This window comes from Nocardia puris (assembly GCF_003315035.1).
GTDB lineage: Bacteria > Actinomycetota > Actinomycetes > Mycobacteriales > Mycobacteriaceae > Nocardia > Nocardia puris.
Genome location: NZ_QNRE01000016.1, coordinates 147,888 through 164,193 on the forward strand (window position 1 = coordinate 147,888; position 16,306 = coordinate 164,193).

The 16,306-nt window shown below is 70.9% G+C and carries 17 protein-coding genes; 9 read left to right on the forward strand and 8 right to left on the reverse strand.

The genetic code is table 11. The features are described from left to right. The first annotated feature begins 411 nt into the window (after positions 1–411). Positions 412–1,770 carry a hypothetical protein gene (locus DFR74_RS37425; RefSeq protein WP_232331886.1) on the forward strand — a complete coding sequence of 453 codons (1,359 nt, stop codon included), beginning with the start codon at positions 412–414 and terminating at the stop codon, positions 1,768–1,770. A 153-nt stretch (positions 1,771–1,923) separates the two neighbouring features. Here DFR74_RS37425 and DFR74_RS29880 read toward each other — a convergent pair whose 3' ends face one another. Then, the gene (locus DFR74_RS29880) at positions 1,924–2,607 is read right to left on the reverse strand and encodes a pyridoxamine 5'-phosphate oxidase family protein (protein WP_067513356.1); all 684 of its coding nucleotides are present in this window, start codon (positions 2,605–2,607) and stop codon (positions 1,924–1,926) included. Positions 2,608–2,688: 81 nt separating this feature from the next. Between DFR74_RS29880 and pdxR the strand changes: the two genes are divergently transcribed. Then, positions 2,689–4,071, forward strand: a complete 1,383-nt coding sequence (gene pdxR, locus DFR74_RS29885) for a MocR-like pyridoxine biosynthesis transcription factor PdxR (protein WP_067513354.1) — start codon at positions 2,689–2,691, stop codon at positions 4,069–4,071. A 24-nt stretch (positions 4,072–4,095) separates the two neighbouring features. Here pdxR and DFR74_RS29890 read toward each other — a convergent pair whose 3' ends face one another. The 3 genes from DFR74_RS29890 to DFR74_RS29900 all read right to left on the reverse strand — a co-directional run bounded on the left by DFR74_RS29890 (position 4,096) and on the right by DFR74_RS29900 (position 5,886). After that, complete coding sequence (locus DFR74_RS29890; protein ID WP_067513353.1) at positions 4,096–4,422, reverse strand: cupin domain-containing protein; 327 nt, start codon at positions 4,420–4,422, stop codon at positions 4,096–4,098. A 148-nt stretch (positions 4,423–4,570) separates the two neighbouring features. Beyond that, complete coding sequence (locus DFR74_RS29895; RefSeq protein WP_067513351.1) at positions 4,571–5,086, reverse strand: dihydrofolate reductase; 516 nt, start codon at positions 5,084–5,086, stop codon at positions 4,571–4,573. Beyond that, a complete protein-coding gene (locus tag DFR74_RS29900; RefSeq protein ID WP_067513349.1) occupies positions 5,083–5,886 on the reverse strand; it encodes a thymidylate synthase in 804 nt (267 codons plus the stop codon). Before DFR74_RS29900 ends, DFR74_RS29895 begins: the two co-directional genes overlap by 4 nt. A 192-nt stretch (positions 5,887–6,078) precedes the next feature. Here DFR74_RS29900 and cobF point away from each other — a divergent pair, with 192 nt between their 5' ends. Then, on the forward strand, positions 6,079–6,831 hold the full coding sequence (gene cobF / locus DFR74_RS29905) for a precorrin-6A synthase (deacetylating) (RefSeq protein WP_067513388.1): 753 nt from the start codon (positions 6,079–6,081) through the stop codon (positions 6,829–6,831). A 10-nt stretch (positions 6,832–6,841) separates the two neighbouring features. Further along, complete coding sequence (locus DFR74_RS29910; RefSeq protein ID WP_067513386.1) at positions 6,842–7,711, forward strand: Fpg/Nei family DNA glycosylase; 870 nt, start codon at positions 6,842–6,844, stop codon at positions 7,709–7,711. 31 nt (positions 7,712–7,742) lie between these two features. Here the strand turns inward: DFR74_RS29910 and DFR74_RS29915 are convergent, their stop codons facing one another. Then, positions 7,743–8,333, reverse strand: a complete 591-nt coding sequence (locus tag DFR74_RS29915) for a TetR family transcriptional regulator (protein WP_067513348.1) — start codon at positions 8,331–8,333, stop codon at positions 7,743–7,745. Between the two features lie 156 nt (positions 8,334–8,489). Between DFR74_RS29915 and DFR74_RS29920 the strand changes: the two genes are divergently transcribed. Next, a complete protein-coding gene (locus DFR74_RS29920; RefSeq protein ID WP_170160822.1) occupies positions 8,490–8,957 on the forward strand; it encodes a nuclear transport factor 2 family protein in 468 nt (155 codons plus the stop codon). 36 nt (positions 8,958–8,993) lie between these two features. Here DFR74_RS29920 and DFR74_RS29925 read toward each other — a convergent pair whose 3' ends face one another. The 3 genes from DFR74_RS29925 to DFR74_RS29935 are packed head-to-tail and all read right to left on the reverse strand — an operon-like array spanning position 8,994 to position 12,182. Then, positions 8,994–10,505: a carboxylesterase/lipase family protein gene (locus DFR74_RS29925; RefSeq protein WP_067513344.1), complete on the reverse strand. Its 1,512-nt coding sequence runs from the start codon at positions 10,503–10,505 to the stop codon at positions 8,994–8,996. A gap of 13 nt (positions 10,506–10,518) precedes the next feature. Continuing rightward, positions 10,519–11,940 (reverse strand): dihydrolipoyl dehydrogenase family protein, encoded by a 1,422-nt coding sequence (locus tag DFR74_RS29930; RefSeq protein WP_067513342.1) that lies wholly within the window; start codon positions 11,938–11,940, stop codon positions 10,519–10,521. Next, positions 11,937–12,182, reverse strand: a complete 246-nt coding sequence (locus DFR74_RS29935) for a DUF2630 family protein (protein WP_067513384.1) — start codon at positions 12,180–12,182, stop codon at positions 11,937–11,939. The genes DFR74_RS29930 and DFR74_RS29935 overlap by 4 nt, the downstream gene beginning before the upstream one ends. A gap of 156 nt (positions 12,183–12,338) precedes the next feature. Here DFR74_RS29935 and DFR74_RS29940 point away from each other — a divergent pair, with 156 nt between their 5' ends. The 4 genes from DFR74_RS29940 (at position 12,339) to DFR74_RS29955 (ending at position 16,254) form a co-directional block, all read left to right on the forward strand. After that, positions 12,339–13,349 carry a Dyp-type peroxidase gene (locus DFR74_RS29940; RefSeq protein ID WP_067513340.1) on the forward strand — a complete coding sequence of 337 codons (1,011 nt, stop codon included), beginning with the start codon at positions 12,339–12,341 and terminating at the stop codon, positions 13,347–13,349. After that, positions 13,346–14,146: a family 1 encapsulin nanocompartment shell protein gene (locus tag DFR74_RS29945; RefSeq protein ID WP_067513338.1), complete on the forward strand. Its 801-nt coding sequence runs from the start codon at positions 13,346–13,348 to the stop codon at positions 14,144–14,146. Before DFR74_RS29940 ends, DFR74_RS29945 begins: the two co-directional genes overlap by 4 nt. 75 nt (positions 14,147–14,221) lie before the next feature. After that, positions 14,222–14,752 carry a hypothetical protein gene (locus DFR74_RS29950; RefSeq protein ID WP_067513383.1) on the forward strand — a complete coding sequence of 177 codons (531 nt, stop codon included), beginning with the start codon at positions 14,222–14,224 and terminating at the stop codon, positions 14,750–14,752. 53 nt (positions 14,753–14,805) lie between these two features. Further along, complete coding sequence (locus DFR74_RS29955) at positions 14,806–16,254, forward strand: TerD family protein (RefSeq protein WP_170160824.1); 1,449 nt, start codon at positions 14,806–14,808, stop codon at positions 16,252–16,254. Positions 16,255–16,306: the final 52 nt, after the last annotated feature.

Sequence of the window (16,306 nt, forward strand, 5' to 3'; positions counted from 1 at the left end):
CATAGATTCACTTCTTGCCGCAAGGGTGGGTGCTCGTATCGTGAGGGACGTGAGCGCCCACGATCGCCGACCGCCCGTGACCCGAGGACCGGGGCTCGCCCGGCGCGGGGCGGACACAGCGCGACACCACGGGCGAGGGGTGGCGCAAGCGGCTCGCTGGGCGGGTACGGCGCACGCGAACCACCGGAGCCTCGCACCACAAGTAGCCAGCGATATCGGGTCAGCGCACGCGCCCCACAGGAGCAGCGCGGCGCAGACGACCTCCATCACCAGCACCGCACGGCGAACCCACAACACCATCACGGCACACGCGAACCGCACAGCCCACGCGGCCGGACCAGCGCGCGCTGGATACCGGCCCGGCGGAGCGATGGCCCACGTGGGGCGCCTCCGACACCGGAGGACCCCGCGATGAGCAGGCTCACGGTCGTCGACGAGATCTTCCTCCGCACGCATCGAGGGATGGGAACGCCGATCGCGTTGCAGGGGTTGTGGCGCACGGGTGATCGAGTCGAGGCGGAGCTCCTGCGCGAGATCCACGATGTTCTGCGCGAGGGGCCGCTCGGCCGCCGTGTCGTGCGTCCCCGCATCCTCGGGGCGCGCCGCGGTTGGCGGCCGAACACCCGCGCGCACCCCCTCGCGATTCATCCCCAACCGCTCACGGGGAATGCGGTGCTCCCGTGGGCGGATTCGCTCGGCGCCGACTTGGACCCCGAGTTCGCGCCCGGCTGGCGGTTGGCGGCGGCGTCGCTCGCCGACGGTGGAACCGTTGTCGCCCTTACCTGTTCGCATGCGCTGGCGGATGCGCGCGGATTGATCATCGCGGTGGACCTCGCCCTGCGCGGCACCGCACGGGTGACCAACCAACCACTCTCCACCAGTGGGCCGGACGCAGCCGCTTCCCGCCTCGAACCCGACAGCGCACATCAGCTACAGGCCGCTGGGGAACCTCGCCTCGCCCGACAGCTGCCGACCCCCGCGCCCGCACGGGCCGAACGCCCCGCACAACACGACGATTCGGACTGGTCGGACGCTGCCCGCCAATGGTCCACGGTCCTGCGCGGCACGGCCCGCGCCCTGCGTCGCGGCATCCCACCCCGCCCGTCCGCACCGCCCGCGCGCACTGGACCCGCCGAATCCCACAGCATCGTCGTCCGCTGCCCGAGCGCCGAGTGGGACCGCGTCGCCGCGGAACACGGCGGCACCCCCAACAGCCTGTTCATCCACCTCGTCGCGAACATCCTGTGGGACAGCGGATTCGACCGCGACACCATCGACGCCAGCCTCCCCGTCGACACCCGCCACGAACCGCGCGTCGACAACGACCTCGCCGTCACCGAGATCACCGTGACCCGCGCCGACACCCCGGCGACGGTGCGCGCCAAGGCACGTGCCGCCTACGAGCACCGCATGTCCAGCCCCGACGGCATGCCGGAGGAACTGCTCCAAGTGATCCCCGACCGCTGGGCGCACGCCTTGGCGAAGGGCGCGGGCGAGCGAGACATCCTGTGCTCCAACATCGGAACCCTCCCCGACTCCCTACGCACCCTCGGCCCCCACCCCTGCACCGACGTCGCCGCCCGAGCCATCCACCCCGGCCTCGACCCGAATCACCTCCCCCGCACCCGCCTTTCGGCCTACCTCTGCGAGATTGCGGGCACCCGCACCCTCACCCTCACCACCCTCGACCCAACCCTCTTCCCCACCCCCACCACCCTCCTCACCCACACCCTCTCCACCGCCCACCCCCTCCCCCTGACCCCCTGGTGACGCGAAACTCCCGGCCGCAGTACACCAGGTCCGCATACGGTCCAGCAGTGAGGACGCGCGCTCGAGCGGCACATGCTCAGGTTGCTCGTCGCGGTGAACGCCGCCGATGTATACGAGTACGGCTAGGCGAAACCCGTTCTCACGGAGCCATTTTCACTGCACCGAAACCAGGCCGGACCGGACGAGGTTCAGAACGTCCGGCGGTACGGCGACGCCGGCCTCCACGTCGTCCCCCGTCTCCGGCGGGCCGAAGACCTGCCGGACGGGGAGCACGCCCGCCCACACGCCCCCGGTGGCGATGTCGGAGGGGTCGTCCTTCGGGCCGCCCTCGCGGACTTTCACGGAGGCTTCGGTGAGGTCGAGGGACAGGACCATGGTCGCGGCGAGTTCCTTCTTGGAGGGTGGGCGGACGCGGGCCCAGGCGCCGGGGGCGACGTGTTCGACCACCACGCGCAGGCTGTGCAGGCGTTCGGCGGGGTCGGTGACCTCCACGGCGCGCCCGCGGACGACGGCGGAGCGGTAGTTCATGGAGAAGTGCATGGCCGAGCGGGCGTAGACCACGCCGTCGACGTTGGTGACCGCCACGGACACATCACCCAGCAGAGCGGCGCGCATATTGCCGGAGCCGGTGGATCCGTGCAGGTAGAGGGTGTCGCCGTCGCGGCCGTAGGCGGTGGGCAGCACGACGGGGCCGCCACCGAGGAGCACCCCGAGGTGGCACACCATCCCGGCGTCGAGCACAGCGTCCAGGTGCGCCCGCTCGGTGCGGGCGCGCTCCTTGGACCGGGTGAGGGTGGTGCGCGGGGTCGGGGAGAGGGGGAGCCTGGTCTCACTCATGTCATCTATCCTGCGGCCGGAAGTGGCATTATCGAAGTGCCAATTCCCTGAAATCTCGACAGTCCACTTCCGAGGTGCACCGTGCTGGACGATCTCCCGCTCCCCCTCGACCGCGCCGCCCCCGAACCGCTGTCGGTGCAGGTCGCCGACGCCCTGCGCGCCGCGGCCACCGGCGGACTGCTGCGCGCCGAGGACCGCCTGCCCTCCTCCCGCGCCCTCGCCCAGCGGCTGGGCGTCAGCCGCACCGTGGTCGCCGCCGCCTACGAGCAACTGCACGCGGAGGGCTGGATCGCGGGCAGGCACGGTTCCGGCACCTACCTCACGACAGCGCCCGCTGCCGCACCCGAACCCCACACCCCCACAAAGCCAACCGAAAACAATTCCCCCGCCTACGATCTCGCCCCCGGAGCGCCCTGTGTGGAGGTCATCGACCGGGCGGCGTGGCGACGCGCCTGGCGGGCCGCCGCCGACCTGCCCCCTACCGTCCGCAAGGAACGCGCGGGCGAACCCGAGTTCCACGCCGCGGTCGCCGAACACCTGCTCCGCCACCGCGGCCTCGGCGCGGGCAGCGACACCGTGGTCCTCGCGACGGCCGGAACCAGCTCCGCCGTGGGCGAACTCGCGGCCGCGCTGCTCCGGCCCGGCGCCTCGGTCGCGATGGAAGACCCCGGCTACCAGCGCGCGGCGGGCGCGTTCACCGCGGCGGGCGTCCGGCTGGTCCCGGTTCCCGTCGACGACGGGGGCCTGCGCGTCGACCTCATCCCGCCCGACGTGGACGCCGTATATTGCACACCCGCACACCAGTTCCCGCTCGGTGCGCGCCTGCCCGCCGCCCGCCGCGTTCAGCTGGTCGAATTCGCCAGGCGGGCGGGAATTTTCGTGATCGAGGACGACTACGACGGCGAATTGCGCTACGACTCCGCCCCGTTGCCGCTGCTGGCCGCCATGGCACCCGATGTGGTGGTGCACCTCGGCACCGCGAGCAAGATCCTCTCGCCCGCCCTGGGCGTCGGCTGGCTGGTGACGTCCCCGGAGATCGCCGCGTCGGTGCTCGCCCACCGCGAACGCACCGGCACCACACCGAGTCCGGCCGGCCAGCGCGTGCTCGCCGAGTTCGCCGCCCGCGGCGACCTCGCCCGCCACCTGCGCCGACTGCGCCGCGCGCTGCCGCCCCGGCGCGAAATGGTCGTCACCGCACTACGCGGACGCGGCCTGTCGGTGCTGGGCGACGACGCGGGCTCCCACCTCGTCGTCCCGCTCCCCACCGCCGACGCCGAACAGCGCGCCGTCGAGAAGGCCCGCACCCGCGGCCTTCTTCTCGACGGCCTGTCCCGCCACCACCTTCCCGGCACCCCACCCCGCACCTTCGGCGTCCCGCTCGGCTACACAGCTCTCTCGACCCCAGACCTCACCGCGGCCCTCCCCGTGGCCGCCGCCTGCCTCGCCGAAGCATCGGCCCACTGACAGGACCACCGCGCGGGACTCGCGCTATTTCGCCACCGTCAACAGAAACGCCACATCGTCCTCGGCCTTCACGCTGTGCCGCGCGCGCGGAACGACCAGCAGATCGCCCGCCGATCCCTTCCATTCGTTCGTACCGCTGATGAGGGTGAGCGTCCCGCTCAACACGTACAGGGTCGCGTCGCCGGCGTTGTCGTGCTCGGCCAGGCTCTGGCCCGCGGCCAGACCGACGACGGTCTGGCGCAGCGCGTGGGCGTGTCCGCCGAAGATCGTCTGGGAACTGCGACCGCTGGTGGCGGTCGCGGCCAATTTGAGCTGCTGGCGGGCGACTGCGGTCAGGGATTTCTTGTCCATGGCTGCCTTTCGCAAGGTGCTGGGCTGGTGCACCGGCGTCCGGGGCGGGTGTTGGTCCGCCCCGCCGCATGTTCATGGAGTATGCCCGACGTGCCCGGCCCGCGTGCCCGGTTTGCCCGCCCGCGCAGGGTCGCGGGCGTGTCCGGGGTCAGTCGCCGGGGCGGCGCAGGTAGCGGCGCACGCGGAAGCGCAGTCCGGTGGTGGAGGTGCGCCACGGTTCGGGGTCGTCGGCGTGCCAGTCGGGGCCGATCTCGGGGGCGTACGCGTCGCCCTGCACGCTGATCTCGACTTCGGTGACCACCAGTTCGGTCGCGAAATCCATGGCGGCGCGGTAGATCTCACCGCCGCCGGCGATCCACACCGCATCGGGCGCGCTCAGCGCCAGCGCCTCGTCCAGCGAGCCCGCGCGCTCGGCGCCGGGCACCGCCCAGTCCGCCTGCCGGGTGACGACGATATTGCGGCGCCCGGCCAGCGGCCGGAACTTCGGCGGCAGCGAATCCCACGTGCGACGGCCCATGATCACCGGGTGCCCCCAGGTGACGGTCCGGAAGTTGGCCATGTCCTCGGGCACGCGCCAGGGGATGGTGTTCTCGAATCCGATCACACCGTCGGGGGTCTGCGCCCAGATCAGGCCGATGCTGCGGGTGCGCACGGCCGTGCTCACACCGCCACCGGAGCCTTGATCGCGGGATGGTGCCGGTAGTCGTGCACCGCCACATCCTCGTAGACGTAGTCGAACAGGCTGGTGGCGGGCCGCAGGCTCAGCGTCGGGAACGGGTAGGGCTCGCGGCCGAGCTGCTCGCGGACCTGGTCGACGTGGTTGTCATAGATGTGGCAGTCCCCGCCGGTCCAGATGAACTCGCCGGGCTCGAGTTCGGTCTGCTGCGCCACCATGTGGGTGAGCAGTGCGTAGCTGGCGATATTGAACGGCACGCCGAGGAACAGGTCGGCGCTGCGCTGGTAGAGCTGGCAGGAGAGTTTGCCGTCGGCGACGTAGAACTGGAACAGCGTGTGGCACGGGGCCAGCGCCATCCGGTCCAGGTCGGCGACATTCCATGCGGACACGATCATGCGGCGCGAGTCCGGACTGGTGCGCAGGGTGTGCAGCACCTCGGCGATCTGGTCGATGTGGGTGCCGTCGGGCGTGGGCCACGAGCGCCACTGCACGCCGTAAACCGGGCCCAGCTCGCCGTCGGCGTCGGCCCATTCGTCCCAGATGGTGACGCCGTTGTCGCGCAGCCACTTGACGTTCGAATCGCCGCGCAGGAACCACAGCAGTTCGTAGACGATGGACTTGAGGTGCACCTTCTTCGTGGTGATCAGCGGGAATCCGGCGGACAAGTCGTAGCGCAGCTGATGTCCGAACACGCTGCGGGTACCGGTTCCGGTCCGATCGGTCTTCGCCGTTCCGGTCTCCAGCACCAGCCGGAGCAGATCCTCGTACTGCGTATCCGTGGTCGCCACAGTGTCCCAGCCTACTGCGGTGCGGGTGCGCGCGCCCCTGCCGGTCCGGCGCTCGGGTTGCTCGACCAGGCGGCGCGCCGGCCGACCGAGCCGCGTGCGCGACGGTCTCCGGCTGTCGGTGGAGGACGCCGGTCGGGGCTCGCCGCGTACCACCGACGCCACGACCGGCGGCACCCTGGCATGCTCACGCTCATGCGTGAGCTCTACGTGATCGGCATCGGCGCCGGTGACCCCGGTCAGGTGACGATGCAGGCCATCGAGGCCATGCGCCGCGCCGACACGTTCTTCGTGATCGGCAAGGGCGAGACCAAGCGGGAGCTGGTGGAGGTGCGGGCGGCGATCCTCGCCGAGCACGTGGGGCCGGGGTATCGGGTAGTGGAGATTCCCGATCCGCCGCGCGACCGCGCGCCCGCGGACTATCGCGGCGTGGTCGAGGACTGGCACGCCCGTCGCGCCGAGCTGCTCGCCGACGCGTTCGCGGCCGAGGACGGCGTGGGCGCGATCCTGGTGTGGGGCGATCCGGCGCTCTACGACAGCACCCTGCGCATGGTCGAGCGCGTGCGGACCCGGCTGACCTTCGACTACCAGGTGATTCCGGGCATCACCAGCGCGCAGGCGCTGGCCGCGCGGCATCGCGTGGTGCTGCACGGCATCGGCGAACCGGTGCACATCACCACCGGGCGGCGCCTGCGCGAGGACGGGCTCGGCCCGGATCCGACGGTGGTCATGCTCGACGGTGACTGCTCGTTCACCGAGATTCCCGCCGACGGTGTGCGCATCTGGTGGGGCGCCTACCTCGGCATGCCCGACGAGACGCTGATCGCGGGGCCGTTGGGCGAGGTCGCCGCGGATATCCGCGAGCGCCGCGCCGCCCTGCGCGCCGCGAAGGGCTGGATCATGGACATCTACTTGTTGCGCCGCGAAGGTGTCGGACCTCGCGGGTAGCCTGGGACGCGTGCCCGAACTACCCGAGGTGGAGGCGCTGGCGCAGTTCCTGCGAGAGCACGCGGTCGGCGCGGTGGTGGGGCGCGTCGACGTGGCGGCGCTGAGCGCGGTCAAGACGTTCGACCCGCCGGTCACGGCGCTGTCCGGGCGGGATGTGAGCGGGGCCGCGCGCTGGGGGAAGTTCCTGGGGATGGACTGTTCGGGGCTGTGGCTGATCACGCACCTATCGCGGGGTGGGTGGTTGCGCTGGATCGACGAGCCGAGTCCCACACCGCCCAAACCCGGCGGTAAGAGTCCGCTCGCGCTGCGCGTGCACTTCTTCACGCCCGAGGGCGCCACGCCGGCGTTCGACCTCACCGAGGCGGGCACCAAGAAGCGCCTGTCCGTCTATGTCGTTGACGATCCGAAGCTGGTTCCCGGCATCGCCCGGCTCGGGCCCGACGCGCTCGAGCTCACCGAACCGGAGTTCGCCGAACTCCTGCGCGGCACCGCGGGGCGCCTCAAAACCGTGCTGGTCGACCAGACCCTGCTCGCCGGCATCGGCAACGCCTACTCCGACGAGATCCTGCACACCGCGAAACTCTCCCCCTTCGCCACCGCGAAAACCCTTCCGCCGGAAAAGGTCACGGCCCTCTACGAGGCGATGCGCACCGTTCTCACCGACGCCGTCACCCGCTCCGTCGGCCAAGACGCCGCCCGCCTCAAGGGCGAAAAACGTTCCGGCATGCGCGTGCACGCCCGCACCGGCCTCCCCTGCCCCGTCTGCGGCGACACCATCCACGAGGTCTCCTACACCGACCGCTCGTTCCAGTACTGCCCCACCTGCCAGACCAACGGCAAGCCCCTCGCCGACCGGCGCATGTCCCGGCTGTTGAAGTAGCGGCGCCGGATTCGACACGGCAGGAGCGGTCCTATGCGAGGTCGGGGCCTACACCCAGCTGGTCGAAAGCGTTCCTGATCGCGTCGGGCAAGCGGCGCGGATCGTTGTCGGCCATCGCGCGGCCCGCGAAGTAGCAGGCCATCCCGATCTCGGCGGCCAGCGTGGCGACTTCTCGCTCGACCCCTTTCGCCGACAGCTCCTCGACCATCCGGTCTATGTAACCCCGCTGCTTGACCAGACTGCGCGCGTGCAATTCGGGCTGTTCGGCGATCAACCGCTCGTACTCGCGATACTCCACGGGCCGCTGGACCAGCTGGGCGACGAATGCGAGCACGAGGGTACGCATGAACACCAGTACCTCGGGCAGTGAGCGGCCGAGAGACTCGGTGCCGGGCTTCGACTCGACCGCGGCGAGGGCCGCCTCCAGATCGCGACCACTGTCGGCGAATACCACTTCCTGCTTGTCACCGAAGTAGCGGAAAAACGTTGCGCGACCGACTTCGGCCCGCGCGGCGATATCCGCGACGGTGACGTGATCGAACCCCCGCTCGGCGAAAAGTTCGTGCGCCGCCTCGACGATCGCCTCGCGCGCACGCAGTTGCTTGCGCTCGCGCAGCGACATCCCCGGCTGCTCCGACCCTCTGCTCACCGCTCCACTCTAGCCAGGGCGAACTTCCTCGGATATTCTGATACTCAGTCTCACATGAGACGAGATATCATAGGAGGAATCATGCGAGTACGCGTACTCACCACCGCGATCGTCGGAGTCCTGGCACTGGTGGCCGGCATCGCGATCGGCACCACACCCTGGGCATCGGCCGACGCACAGCCCGCCGGCCGCGCCGAGGAACTGACCCGCCGGATCCTCGACGCGTTCGAACGCAAGGACTTGAACGCCATTGCCGCTCTGCTCGACGAGAACGCCTCGATCACCATCCCGCTGTCGTTTTCCGGCGCGCAGGAACCCGCCGGTCATTTCGCAGGCAAAGACGAAGTTCTCGGCTACGTCGGCCAAGTGACGACGAACTTCCGGACGCTCCGATTCATCGACCTGAGAATCAGCGTGGCCGGTGACGGGGAAACGACCTTCGCGCAGGCGAACGGGGACTTCGTCACCGCCGACGGCCGCCCGTATCGGAACGTCTACATCTACCGATTCGACTGGAAGGACGGCCGGATGCTGCACGCCGACGAATACGCGAATCCCATCACGCTCTGCCAGACATTCGACAATCTGGACTGCTGACGCCGCTGATCAATCCCCAGCGGCCCGCCCGCGCCCTCAGGTGAGGGTGGGGGTGCGGAAGCCGGACCAGGCGAGACGTTGGGGGTGGTCGGGGTCGGATTCGAGGTGGGTGTGGGCGTCGATGATGAGCGTGGTGCGGGAGTCCTCGGTGTAGGCGGGCCAGGTGGGGAGGGGGGTGCCGGTGCGGGCGAAGGAGAGCCAGTTGTCCTGGAACTGGTGGGAGACGGCGCGCAGCGCCGCGCCGCCACCGAGGGCGGTGAGGGTGCGGCCGATGGGCCCGTCGACGTAGCCGAAGACCGGGACGAGTTCGCTGGCGTGGGTGGCGCCGTAGCCGGTGAGGTGCAGCAGGCGGGGCGCGAAGTCGTAGCGGTAGGCGTAGGTGGGCGCGTGCCGGCTGTGGCCCTCCATCGCGGCGACGGTGGGCCGCCAGAAGACGTAGTCACCGCCCATCCGCACCGCCACCTTCGGATCGGGGAACCCGGGATAGGCGGCCAGCACCCGGGATCGCGCGTCCGCACTCACTTCGCCGAGGATCTTGCGCAACCGCGGCTCGTTGGTGGGCAACTTGCCCGCCGCGCCGTCGAACAGGGTGCCCTCGTCGCGGTTGGTGCCGATGATGAGCGGTAACGGGTGCGCGACCCCGGCCGCCATGGCGTCGACCGGTGCGAGCGGCAGCAGTTCGCCGTCCACCACCGGACAGATCGGGAACACCCCCGGCCACTCGTCGGCGCCGGCGTCGAACACCCGCGCCACGGTGCGCCGAATCTCGTTGGCGGGCAACTTGATCAGCGCATCGGTGGCCTCCGACGGCGCGACGCCCAGCGCGTCCACGCAGCGGCGGGCGAACGCGCGCGCCTCCTCGGGCGTCAAAGCCCAACCGGCGGGCGGACTCTGGGCGATCGCGCGATGGAACAGCCCTTCGGCCGCCGGGCTGGCGAGCAGCGCGAGCACCGCGTTCGCGCCCGCCGACTCGCCGAACACGGTGACGTTCCCCGGATCTCCGCCGAACGCGGCGATATTGGCCCGCACCCACCGCAGCGCCGCGATCTGATCGCGCAGCCCGAGGTTGCTCTCGAAAGCCCTTTCCGGACTGCCGAATTCACCGAAGTCCACGTACCCGAACGCGCCGAGCCGGTAGTTCATCGACACCACGACCACGTCGCCGCGCACCGCGAGCCGCGCCCCCGAGTACAGCGGCACGGCCGACGACCCGGTGAGGTACCCGCCGCCGTGGATGAACACCATCACCGGGCGCGGCGACGGCGACTCCGCGACGGGGGCCGTGACATTGAGTGTCAGCGCGTCTTCATCGGTGGGTTGGTAGCGGCGCACGCCGAGGCGCGGGCCGTCCTTGTGTTGCATGGCGGCGAAACCGAATTCGGTCGCGTCACGCACCCCGTCCCACGGGCACGGCGGGTGCGGTGCGCGAAAACGCAAGTCGCCCACGGGTGGCGCCGCGTAGGGGATGGAGCGCCAGCGCAGCACGCGCCGTCCGCGAACACCGCGGACGGCACCGTCCGCGGTCGTGACCTCGACCGTGCCCGACATGTCCCGATGGTAGCTAGGAACGCAGCGCTTCCAACAGGCGTAGCCAGATCTCGCTCACCGTCGGGTACGCGGGCACCGCGTGCCACAGCGCGTCCACGGGCACCCGCCCGACCACCGCGACGGTCGCCGCGTGCAGCAGTTCGCCGACGCCGGGCCCCACGAACGTGGCGCCGAGCAGCGTCCCGGCGTGCTCGTCCAGCACGAGTTTCGCCCGGCCCGCGTAGTCGTCGCACAGCAGCGTCGAACCGGCCACGGCGATATCGAGCTCGACGGTGCGCACGGCGAGCCCCTCGCGCCGCGCGGCCGCCTCGGTGCGGCCGACCCAGGCGACTTCCGGCGCGGTGAACACGACCTGCGGCACCTGCCCGTTGTCGGCGCTCGCCACATATCGCGACCCGCTGAGCGGCCGCCCCTCGGCGCGCGCGGCGATCACGTCGCCACACACCCGCGCCTGGTACTTGCCCATATGCGTCAGCGCCGCACGGTGATTCACGTCTCCCACGGCGTAGAGCCAGTCCCCGTCGACGCCGCGGACGGTCAGGTGATCGTCCACCTCCACGTATCCGTCGGGCAGCCCGACCGTGGACAACCCGAGCCCCTCGGTCGCGGGCGCGCGGCCGGCCGCCACCAGGATCTCGTCGGCCTCGATCGGCCCGTGGCGCGTCTCGACGGTCACCGCCCCGCCGTGAATCCGACCCTCTCCGGTGTCGGCGGGCGCGATCCGGGACACCCGCTCGGGTTCCGTCCCGAACAGCACCCGCACACCCGCGTCCCCGAGCGCGACGGCTACCCGCTCGCCGGCGAACGCCTCCGCCCCGCCGAGCAACGCCTTGCCCCGGACCAGCATGGTCACCGCGGCCCCCAGCGCCGACAACCACGTCGCCGCCTCGCACGCCACGACCCCGCCGCCGACGATCACCACGCGCGCGGGCACTTCGTGCAGGTTGGTGGCGTCGCGCGAGATCCACGGCAGTGCCGCGCGCAGGCCCGGCACGTCGGGCACCGCGGCCCGTGTCCCGGTGGCCAGCACCACCGCGTGGCGGGCCCGCAGCGTGCGGTCGCCGACCTCGACGAGCCGTTCGCCCGCGAGGCGCCCGGTGCCGCGCACGATGTCGATCCCGGTCGATGCGGCCCAGTCGACCTGGCCGGAGTCGTCGTGGTCGTGCACGATCCGGTCGCGGCGCGCCAGGACTTCGGCGACGTCGACCGCGCCCGCGGAGACTCCGGGCAGTCCGCGCACCGCCGCGACCACCTGCCCGGGACGCAACAGCGCCTTACTGGGCATACACGCCCAGTAGGAGCATTCCCCGCCGACCAGTTCCCGCTCCACGATCGCGGCCGTGCGCCCGCTGCCCGCGATCGCGTACGCGGCGGCGTTCTCCCCGGCGGGCCCACCGCCGAGAACGATCACGTCGTACTCGGCGGTATCCGTCACTGGAGGTAGCCCTCGACCTGGCGCGGCGAGTTGACCTGCGCGTCGTCGGGTGAGCCGCCCGCGTCGATCCGAGCCCGCCGCTGCCGCAGCAGATCCCAGCACTGATCGAGCATGACCTCCAGCTCGGCCAGCCGCTTGCGCTCGGTCACCGGGTCCACCTCCCCGGCGGTGACCTTCGCCCGCAGCGAATGCTCGTCGTCGACCAGTTGCTTGATGCGCCCCAGGATGTCCTGTTCGGTCATGCCGACCATGCTACGGCCGAACTCCCACCCGATTGCGAAAGATTTGCGGATGACCGGACATTCCTCGCGAACTGGGCTCGCCTCCCACCACCCCAGAACGCGCCGACAACCCCGGCAACACCCGCCCCGATCGACGTCCCACATAGACTCGCCCCCATGGGTGAGCCGCAGCCGATCCTCGAACCGCTCACGCCCGCCGCGATCTTCCTCGTCGCCACCATCGACGAGGGGGGCGAGGCGGCGGTGCGGGACCTGCTCGCCGATCTGCCCGGTTTGCGGCGTTCGGTGGGGTTCCGGCTTCCGGGGGCGGGGCTCAGCTGTGTGGCCTCCATCGGGTCACAGGCGTGGGACCGGTTGTTCGCCGGCCCGCGCCCGGCCGAACTGCACGTGCTGCCCGAGTTCGTGGGCGACACGCATCGCGCGCCCTCCACGCCGGGCGATCTGCTCTTCCACATCCGCTCGGAAGTGCAGGACGCGTGCTTCGAACTCGCGATGGCGATCGGCGACCGCCTTTCCGGCGCGGCCACTTTCGTGGACGAGACGGTCGGATTCCGCTACTTCGAACAGCGCGATCTGCTCGGATTCGTCGACGGCACCGAGAATCCGGAAGGCGGCGCGGCGGTGAGCGCGGCGCTGGTCGGCGACGAGGATCCCGAATTCGCCGGTGGCAGTTACGTGATCGTGCAGAAGTACCTGCACCCGCTCGACGAGTGGCGCGCGCTCTCGGTCGAGGAACAGGAGAAGGTGATCGGCCGGACCAAACTGGACGATTTCGAACTCTCCGACGAGGACAAGCCCGCCGATTCCCATGTCGCCGTGAACACGCTGGTGGACGCGGACGGCACCGAACGCCAGATCCTGCGCGCCAACATGCCGTTCGGCAGTGTGCGCGACGGCGAGTTCGGCACCTACTACATCGCCTACGCGGCGACCCCGTCGGTCACCGAGACCATGCTCTCGCGCATGTTCGAGGGCACCGAGGAGGCGGCCTACGACCGCATTCTCGACTTCTCCATCGCCGTCACCGGCACACTGTTCTTCGCCCCGCCGCTGGACTTCTTCGACGAGCTTCCGCCGCCGCCCGCGGCGCAGGCGCCCGCCGCTCCCGAGGTCACGGTGGGCGACGGTTCACTCGGTATCGGCACGTTGAAAAGGAGCACGCTGTGAACAACCTCCATCGCGAACTCGCGCCGATCACCGCCGAGGCTTGGTCGGCGATCGAGGAAGAGGCCTCCCGCACCTTCAAGCGCAATATCGCGGGCCGCCGGGTGGTGGACCTGTCGGGTCCGCACGGCACCGACTACTCCGCCGTGGGCCTGGGCCGCACCACCAAGATCGACTCGCCCGGTGACGGCGTGGAGTCCCGTCAGCGGATCGTGGCGCCGCTGGTGGAACTGCGGGTGCCGTTCACGCTGCTGCGCGAGGAACTCGACGATGTGGAGCGCGGCGCGCAGGACGCCGACCTCGACGCCGTGAAGGAAGCCGCCCGCCGCATGGCGTACGCGGAGGACCGCGCGATCTTCGAGGGGTACCCGGCCGCGGGCATCACCGGTATCCGGGCGAGCTCGTCCAACGCCGTGATCCAGCTGCCCGAGGACCCGCGGGGCGCGCCGGAGGCGGTGGCGCAGGCGCTGAGCGCGCTGCGGCTGGCCGGTGTGGACGGACCGTACTCGGTGCTGCTGAGCGCCGATCTGTACACGGCCGTCAGCGAGACCTCCGATCACGGCCACCCGATCCGCACCCATATCGAGCGGCTGATCCCGGAGGGCGAGATCATCTGGGCCCCGGCCATCGACGGCGCGTTCGTGGTCACCACGCGCGGCGGCGATTTCGATCTGAGCATCGGCCAGGACCTGTCCATCGGCTACCTGTCGCACGGCGCCGAGACCGTCGAGCTGTACTTCCAGCAGAGCTTGCAGTTCCAGGTGAACACCGCCGAGGCCGCGGTCGCCCTGCGCGCCTGACGACCCCGGGCACCCGTATCCGCCCGCGACGCGGGTGGGTACGGTGATCCCGGAGTACGCGGGAAGCGAGTGGAGATGGCGAAGGTGCGCGCGGGCGCGGTCCCGGTCGGGCGGTCGGTCGGCTACGGCGTGCTCGCCCTGTGCGCGGTCGCCGCGGTGACCGCCGCGACCGTCGCCGTATTCGGGGTGAACCGGGTGTTCACCGGTGTGCTGATCGGGCTGGCGGTGGGCGTCGCGCTGCTGGTCGCGCTGTTCTCGCGGGATTCGATCGTGCTGGCCGACGACGCGATCCACCTGCGCGTGCCGTGGTCGGAGACGCTGGTCGACTGGGACCGCGTGGTGGCCGCGCGCTTCACCCTGGACGAGAAATCGCGCTGGTCGCTGGCACTGGATCTGGCCGGCGGCGACGAACCTCACGGCGAGCTGGTGCTGCTGGCCATCCCGCCGGTGCACGGCCCCGTGTCGGGCGCTTACGACCTGCGCAAACGCGATCAGGTGCAGCAGATCCGGGAGATGTTGCGCGCCAAGCGCGTTCCGGTGACCGTGCTGCCCGAGATCGCGGCCGCCCTGAGCGAGCACTGGAAAATCGCGCCGCCCACCCGCTGACCGCCCACGGGTGACGAGTACGGCCGCAGTCGTATACGTTGGCAGCTGTGTCGATGATGAAGGGCGCCAACGTACCGGTGCCGATGTCCGCGGTCCGCATCGAATTGGGGTGGCAATCGGGTCCGGGTGTGCCGGACGCGGACGCCTCCGCTCTGCTCCTGGTCGGCGGCAAAGTCCGCTCCGACAACGACTTCGTCTTCTACAACCAGCCCGCGCACCCGTCGGGCGCGGTGCGTCACGAGGGCAAGCAGCAGGGTCCCACGGTGCTCGACGTGCTGTCGGTCAACCTCGCGCAAGTCGAGCCGCAGGTCGAGACCGTCGTCATCGCGGCGTCGACCGACGGCGGCACCTTCGGCCAGTTCCACGGCCTGTACGTGCGGGTGCTGGACGCGAGCAACGGCGCCGAGGTGGCCCGTTTCGACAGCACCGGCGCCACCACCGAGACCGCGTTCGTCCTCGGTGAGCTGTACCGCCGCCAGGGCGCGTGGAAGTTCCGCGCGGTCGGCCAGGGCTACGACTCCGGCTTGGCCGGGCTGGCCACCGATTTCGGCATCTCGGTGGACGACGCGCCCACCCCGCCGCCCGCGCAGCAGCACACACCGCCGCCGCCCCAGCCGCAGTACGCGCCGCCTCCGCCGCCGCAGCAGTACGCCCCGCCGCCTCCTCCACAGCAGGGCTACGCTCCTCCGCCGCCCCCGCAGTACGCGCCCCCGCCGCAGCAGGGGTACGCGCCGCCGCCCGCACCGCAGTACGCGCCGCCTCCGCCCCCGCCGCAGCAGCAGTTCGCGCCGCCGCCGCAGCAGCAGTTCGCGCCGCCGCAGCAGCAGGGGTACGCGCCCCCGCCGCCCGCCGCGGGTGGCGCGCCGGTGAACCTCGGCAAGATCTCGCTGACCAAGGAATCCCCGTCGGTCTCGCTCACCAAGTCGGGCGCGACGGGCGGCACCATGCGCGTCAACCTGAACTGGACCGGCGGCGCCACCAAGGGCGGCGGCCTGTTCGGCCGGCGCCGCAGCGGCCTCGACCTGGACCTGTGCTGCTTCTTCGAGCTGGCCGACGGCCGCATCGGCTCGGTGCGCGCGCTGGACCGCTCCTTCGGCGCGCTGAACCAGCCGCCCTACATCCGCCTGGATCAGGACGACCGCACCGGCGCCAGCACCACCGGCGAGAACATCGACATCAACCTCGATTTCGCCGGCCAGCTGCGCCGCATCTTGGTCTTCACCTCGATCTACGAGGGTGCCAACGACTTCCGCGGCGTGCACGCCACCGTCACCCTGTACCCGGTGGGCAGCCCGCCGATCGAGATGACCCTCGACGGCTGCCAGGACGACTCCCGCGACGCCGTGCTCGCCCACATCGAAAACATCAACGGCGAAATGGTGGTCCGCCGCGAGGGCACCTTCATCCGCCCGCCCGCGGGCCGCCCGGGCGCCGGTGTCATGGAGATCGCGCGAATCTACAACTGGGACTTCGGTTTCAAGGCTGGGCGCGGCAAGGACTGAGCTACGGCTCCAGAGCGCGGTCCGCGACCCGGGTGCGCGCGGCGGTGTCCGC

Coding starts and splice junctions, on each gene's coding strand:
- DFR74_RS29935 (WP_067513384.1), bottom strand. CDS start 12,182: ATGACCGAACAGGACATCCTGGGGCGCATCAAGCAACTGGTCGACGAC.
- DFR74_RS29890 (WP_067513353.1), bottom strand. CDS start 4,422: ATGGACAAGAAATCCCTGACCGCAGTCGCCCGCCAGCAGCTCAAATTG.
- DFR74_RS29880 (WP_067513356.1), bottom strand. CDS start 2,607: ATGAGTGAGACCAGGCTCCCCCTCTCCCCGACCCCGCGCACCACCCTC.
- DFR74_RS29915 (WP_067513348.1), bottom strand. CDS start 8,333: ATGTCGCTGCGCGAGCGCAAGCAACTGCGTGCGCGCGAGGCGATCGTC.
- DFR74_RS29940 (WP_067513340.1), top strand. CDS start 12,339: ATGGGTGAGCCGCAGCCGATCCTCGAACCGCTCACGCCCGCCGCGATC.
- DFR74_RS29950 (WP_067513383.1), top strand. CDS start 14,222: ATGGCGAAGGTGCGCGCGGGCGCGGTCCCGGTCGGGCGGTCGGTCGGC.
- DFR74_RS37425 (WP_232331886.1), top strand. CDS start 412: ATGAGCAGGCTCACGGTCGTCGACGAGATCTTCCTCCGCACGCATCGA.
- DFR74_RS29925 (WP_067513344.1), bottom strand. CDS start 10,505: ATGTCGGGCACGGTCGAGGTCACGACCGCGGACGGTGCCGTCCGCGGT.
- cobF (WP_067513388.1), top strand. CDS start 6,079: ATGCGTGAGCTCTACGTGATCGGCATCGGCGCCGGTGACCCCGGTCAG.
- DFR74_RS29955 (WP_170160824.1), top strand. CDS start 14,806: ATGATGAAGGGCGCCAACGTACCGGTGCCGATGTCCGCGGTCCGCATC.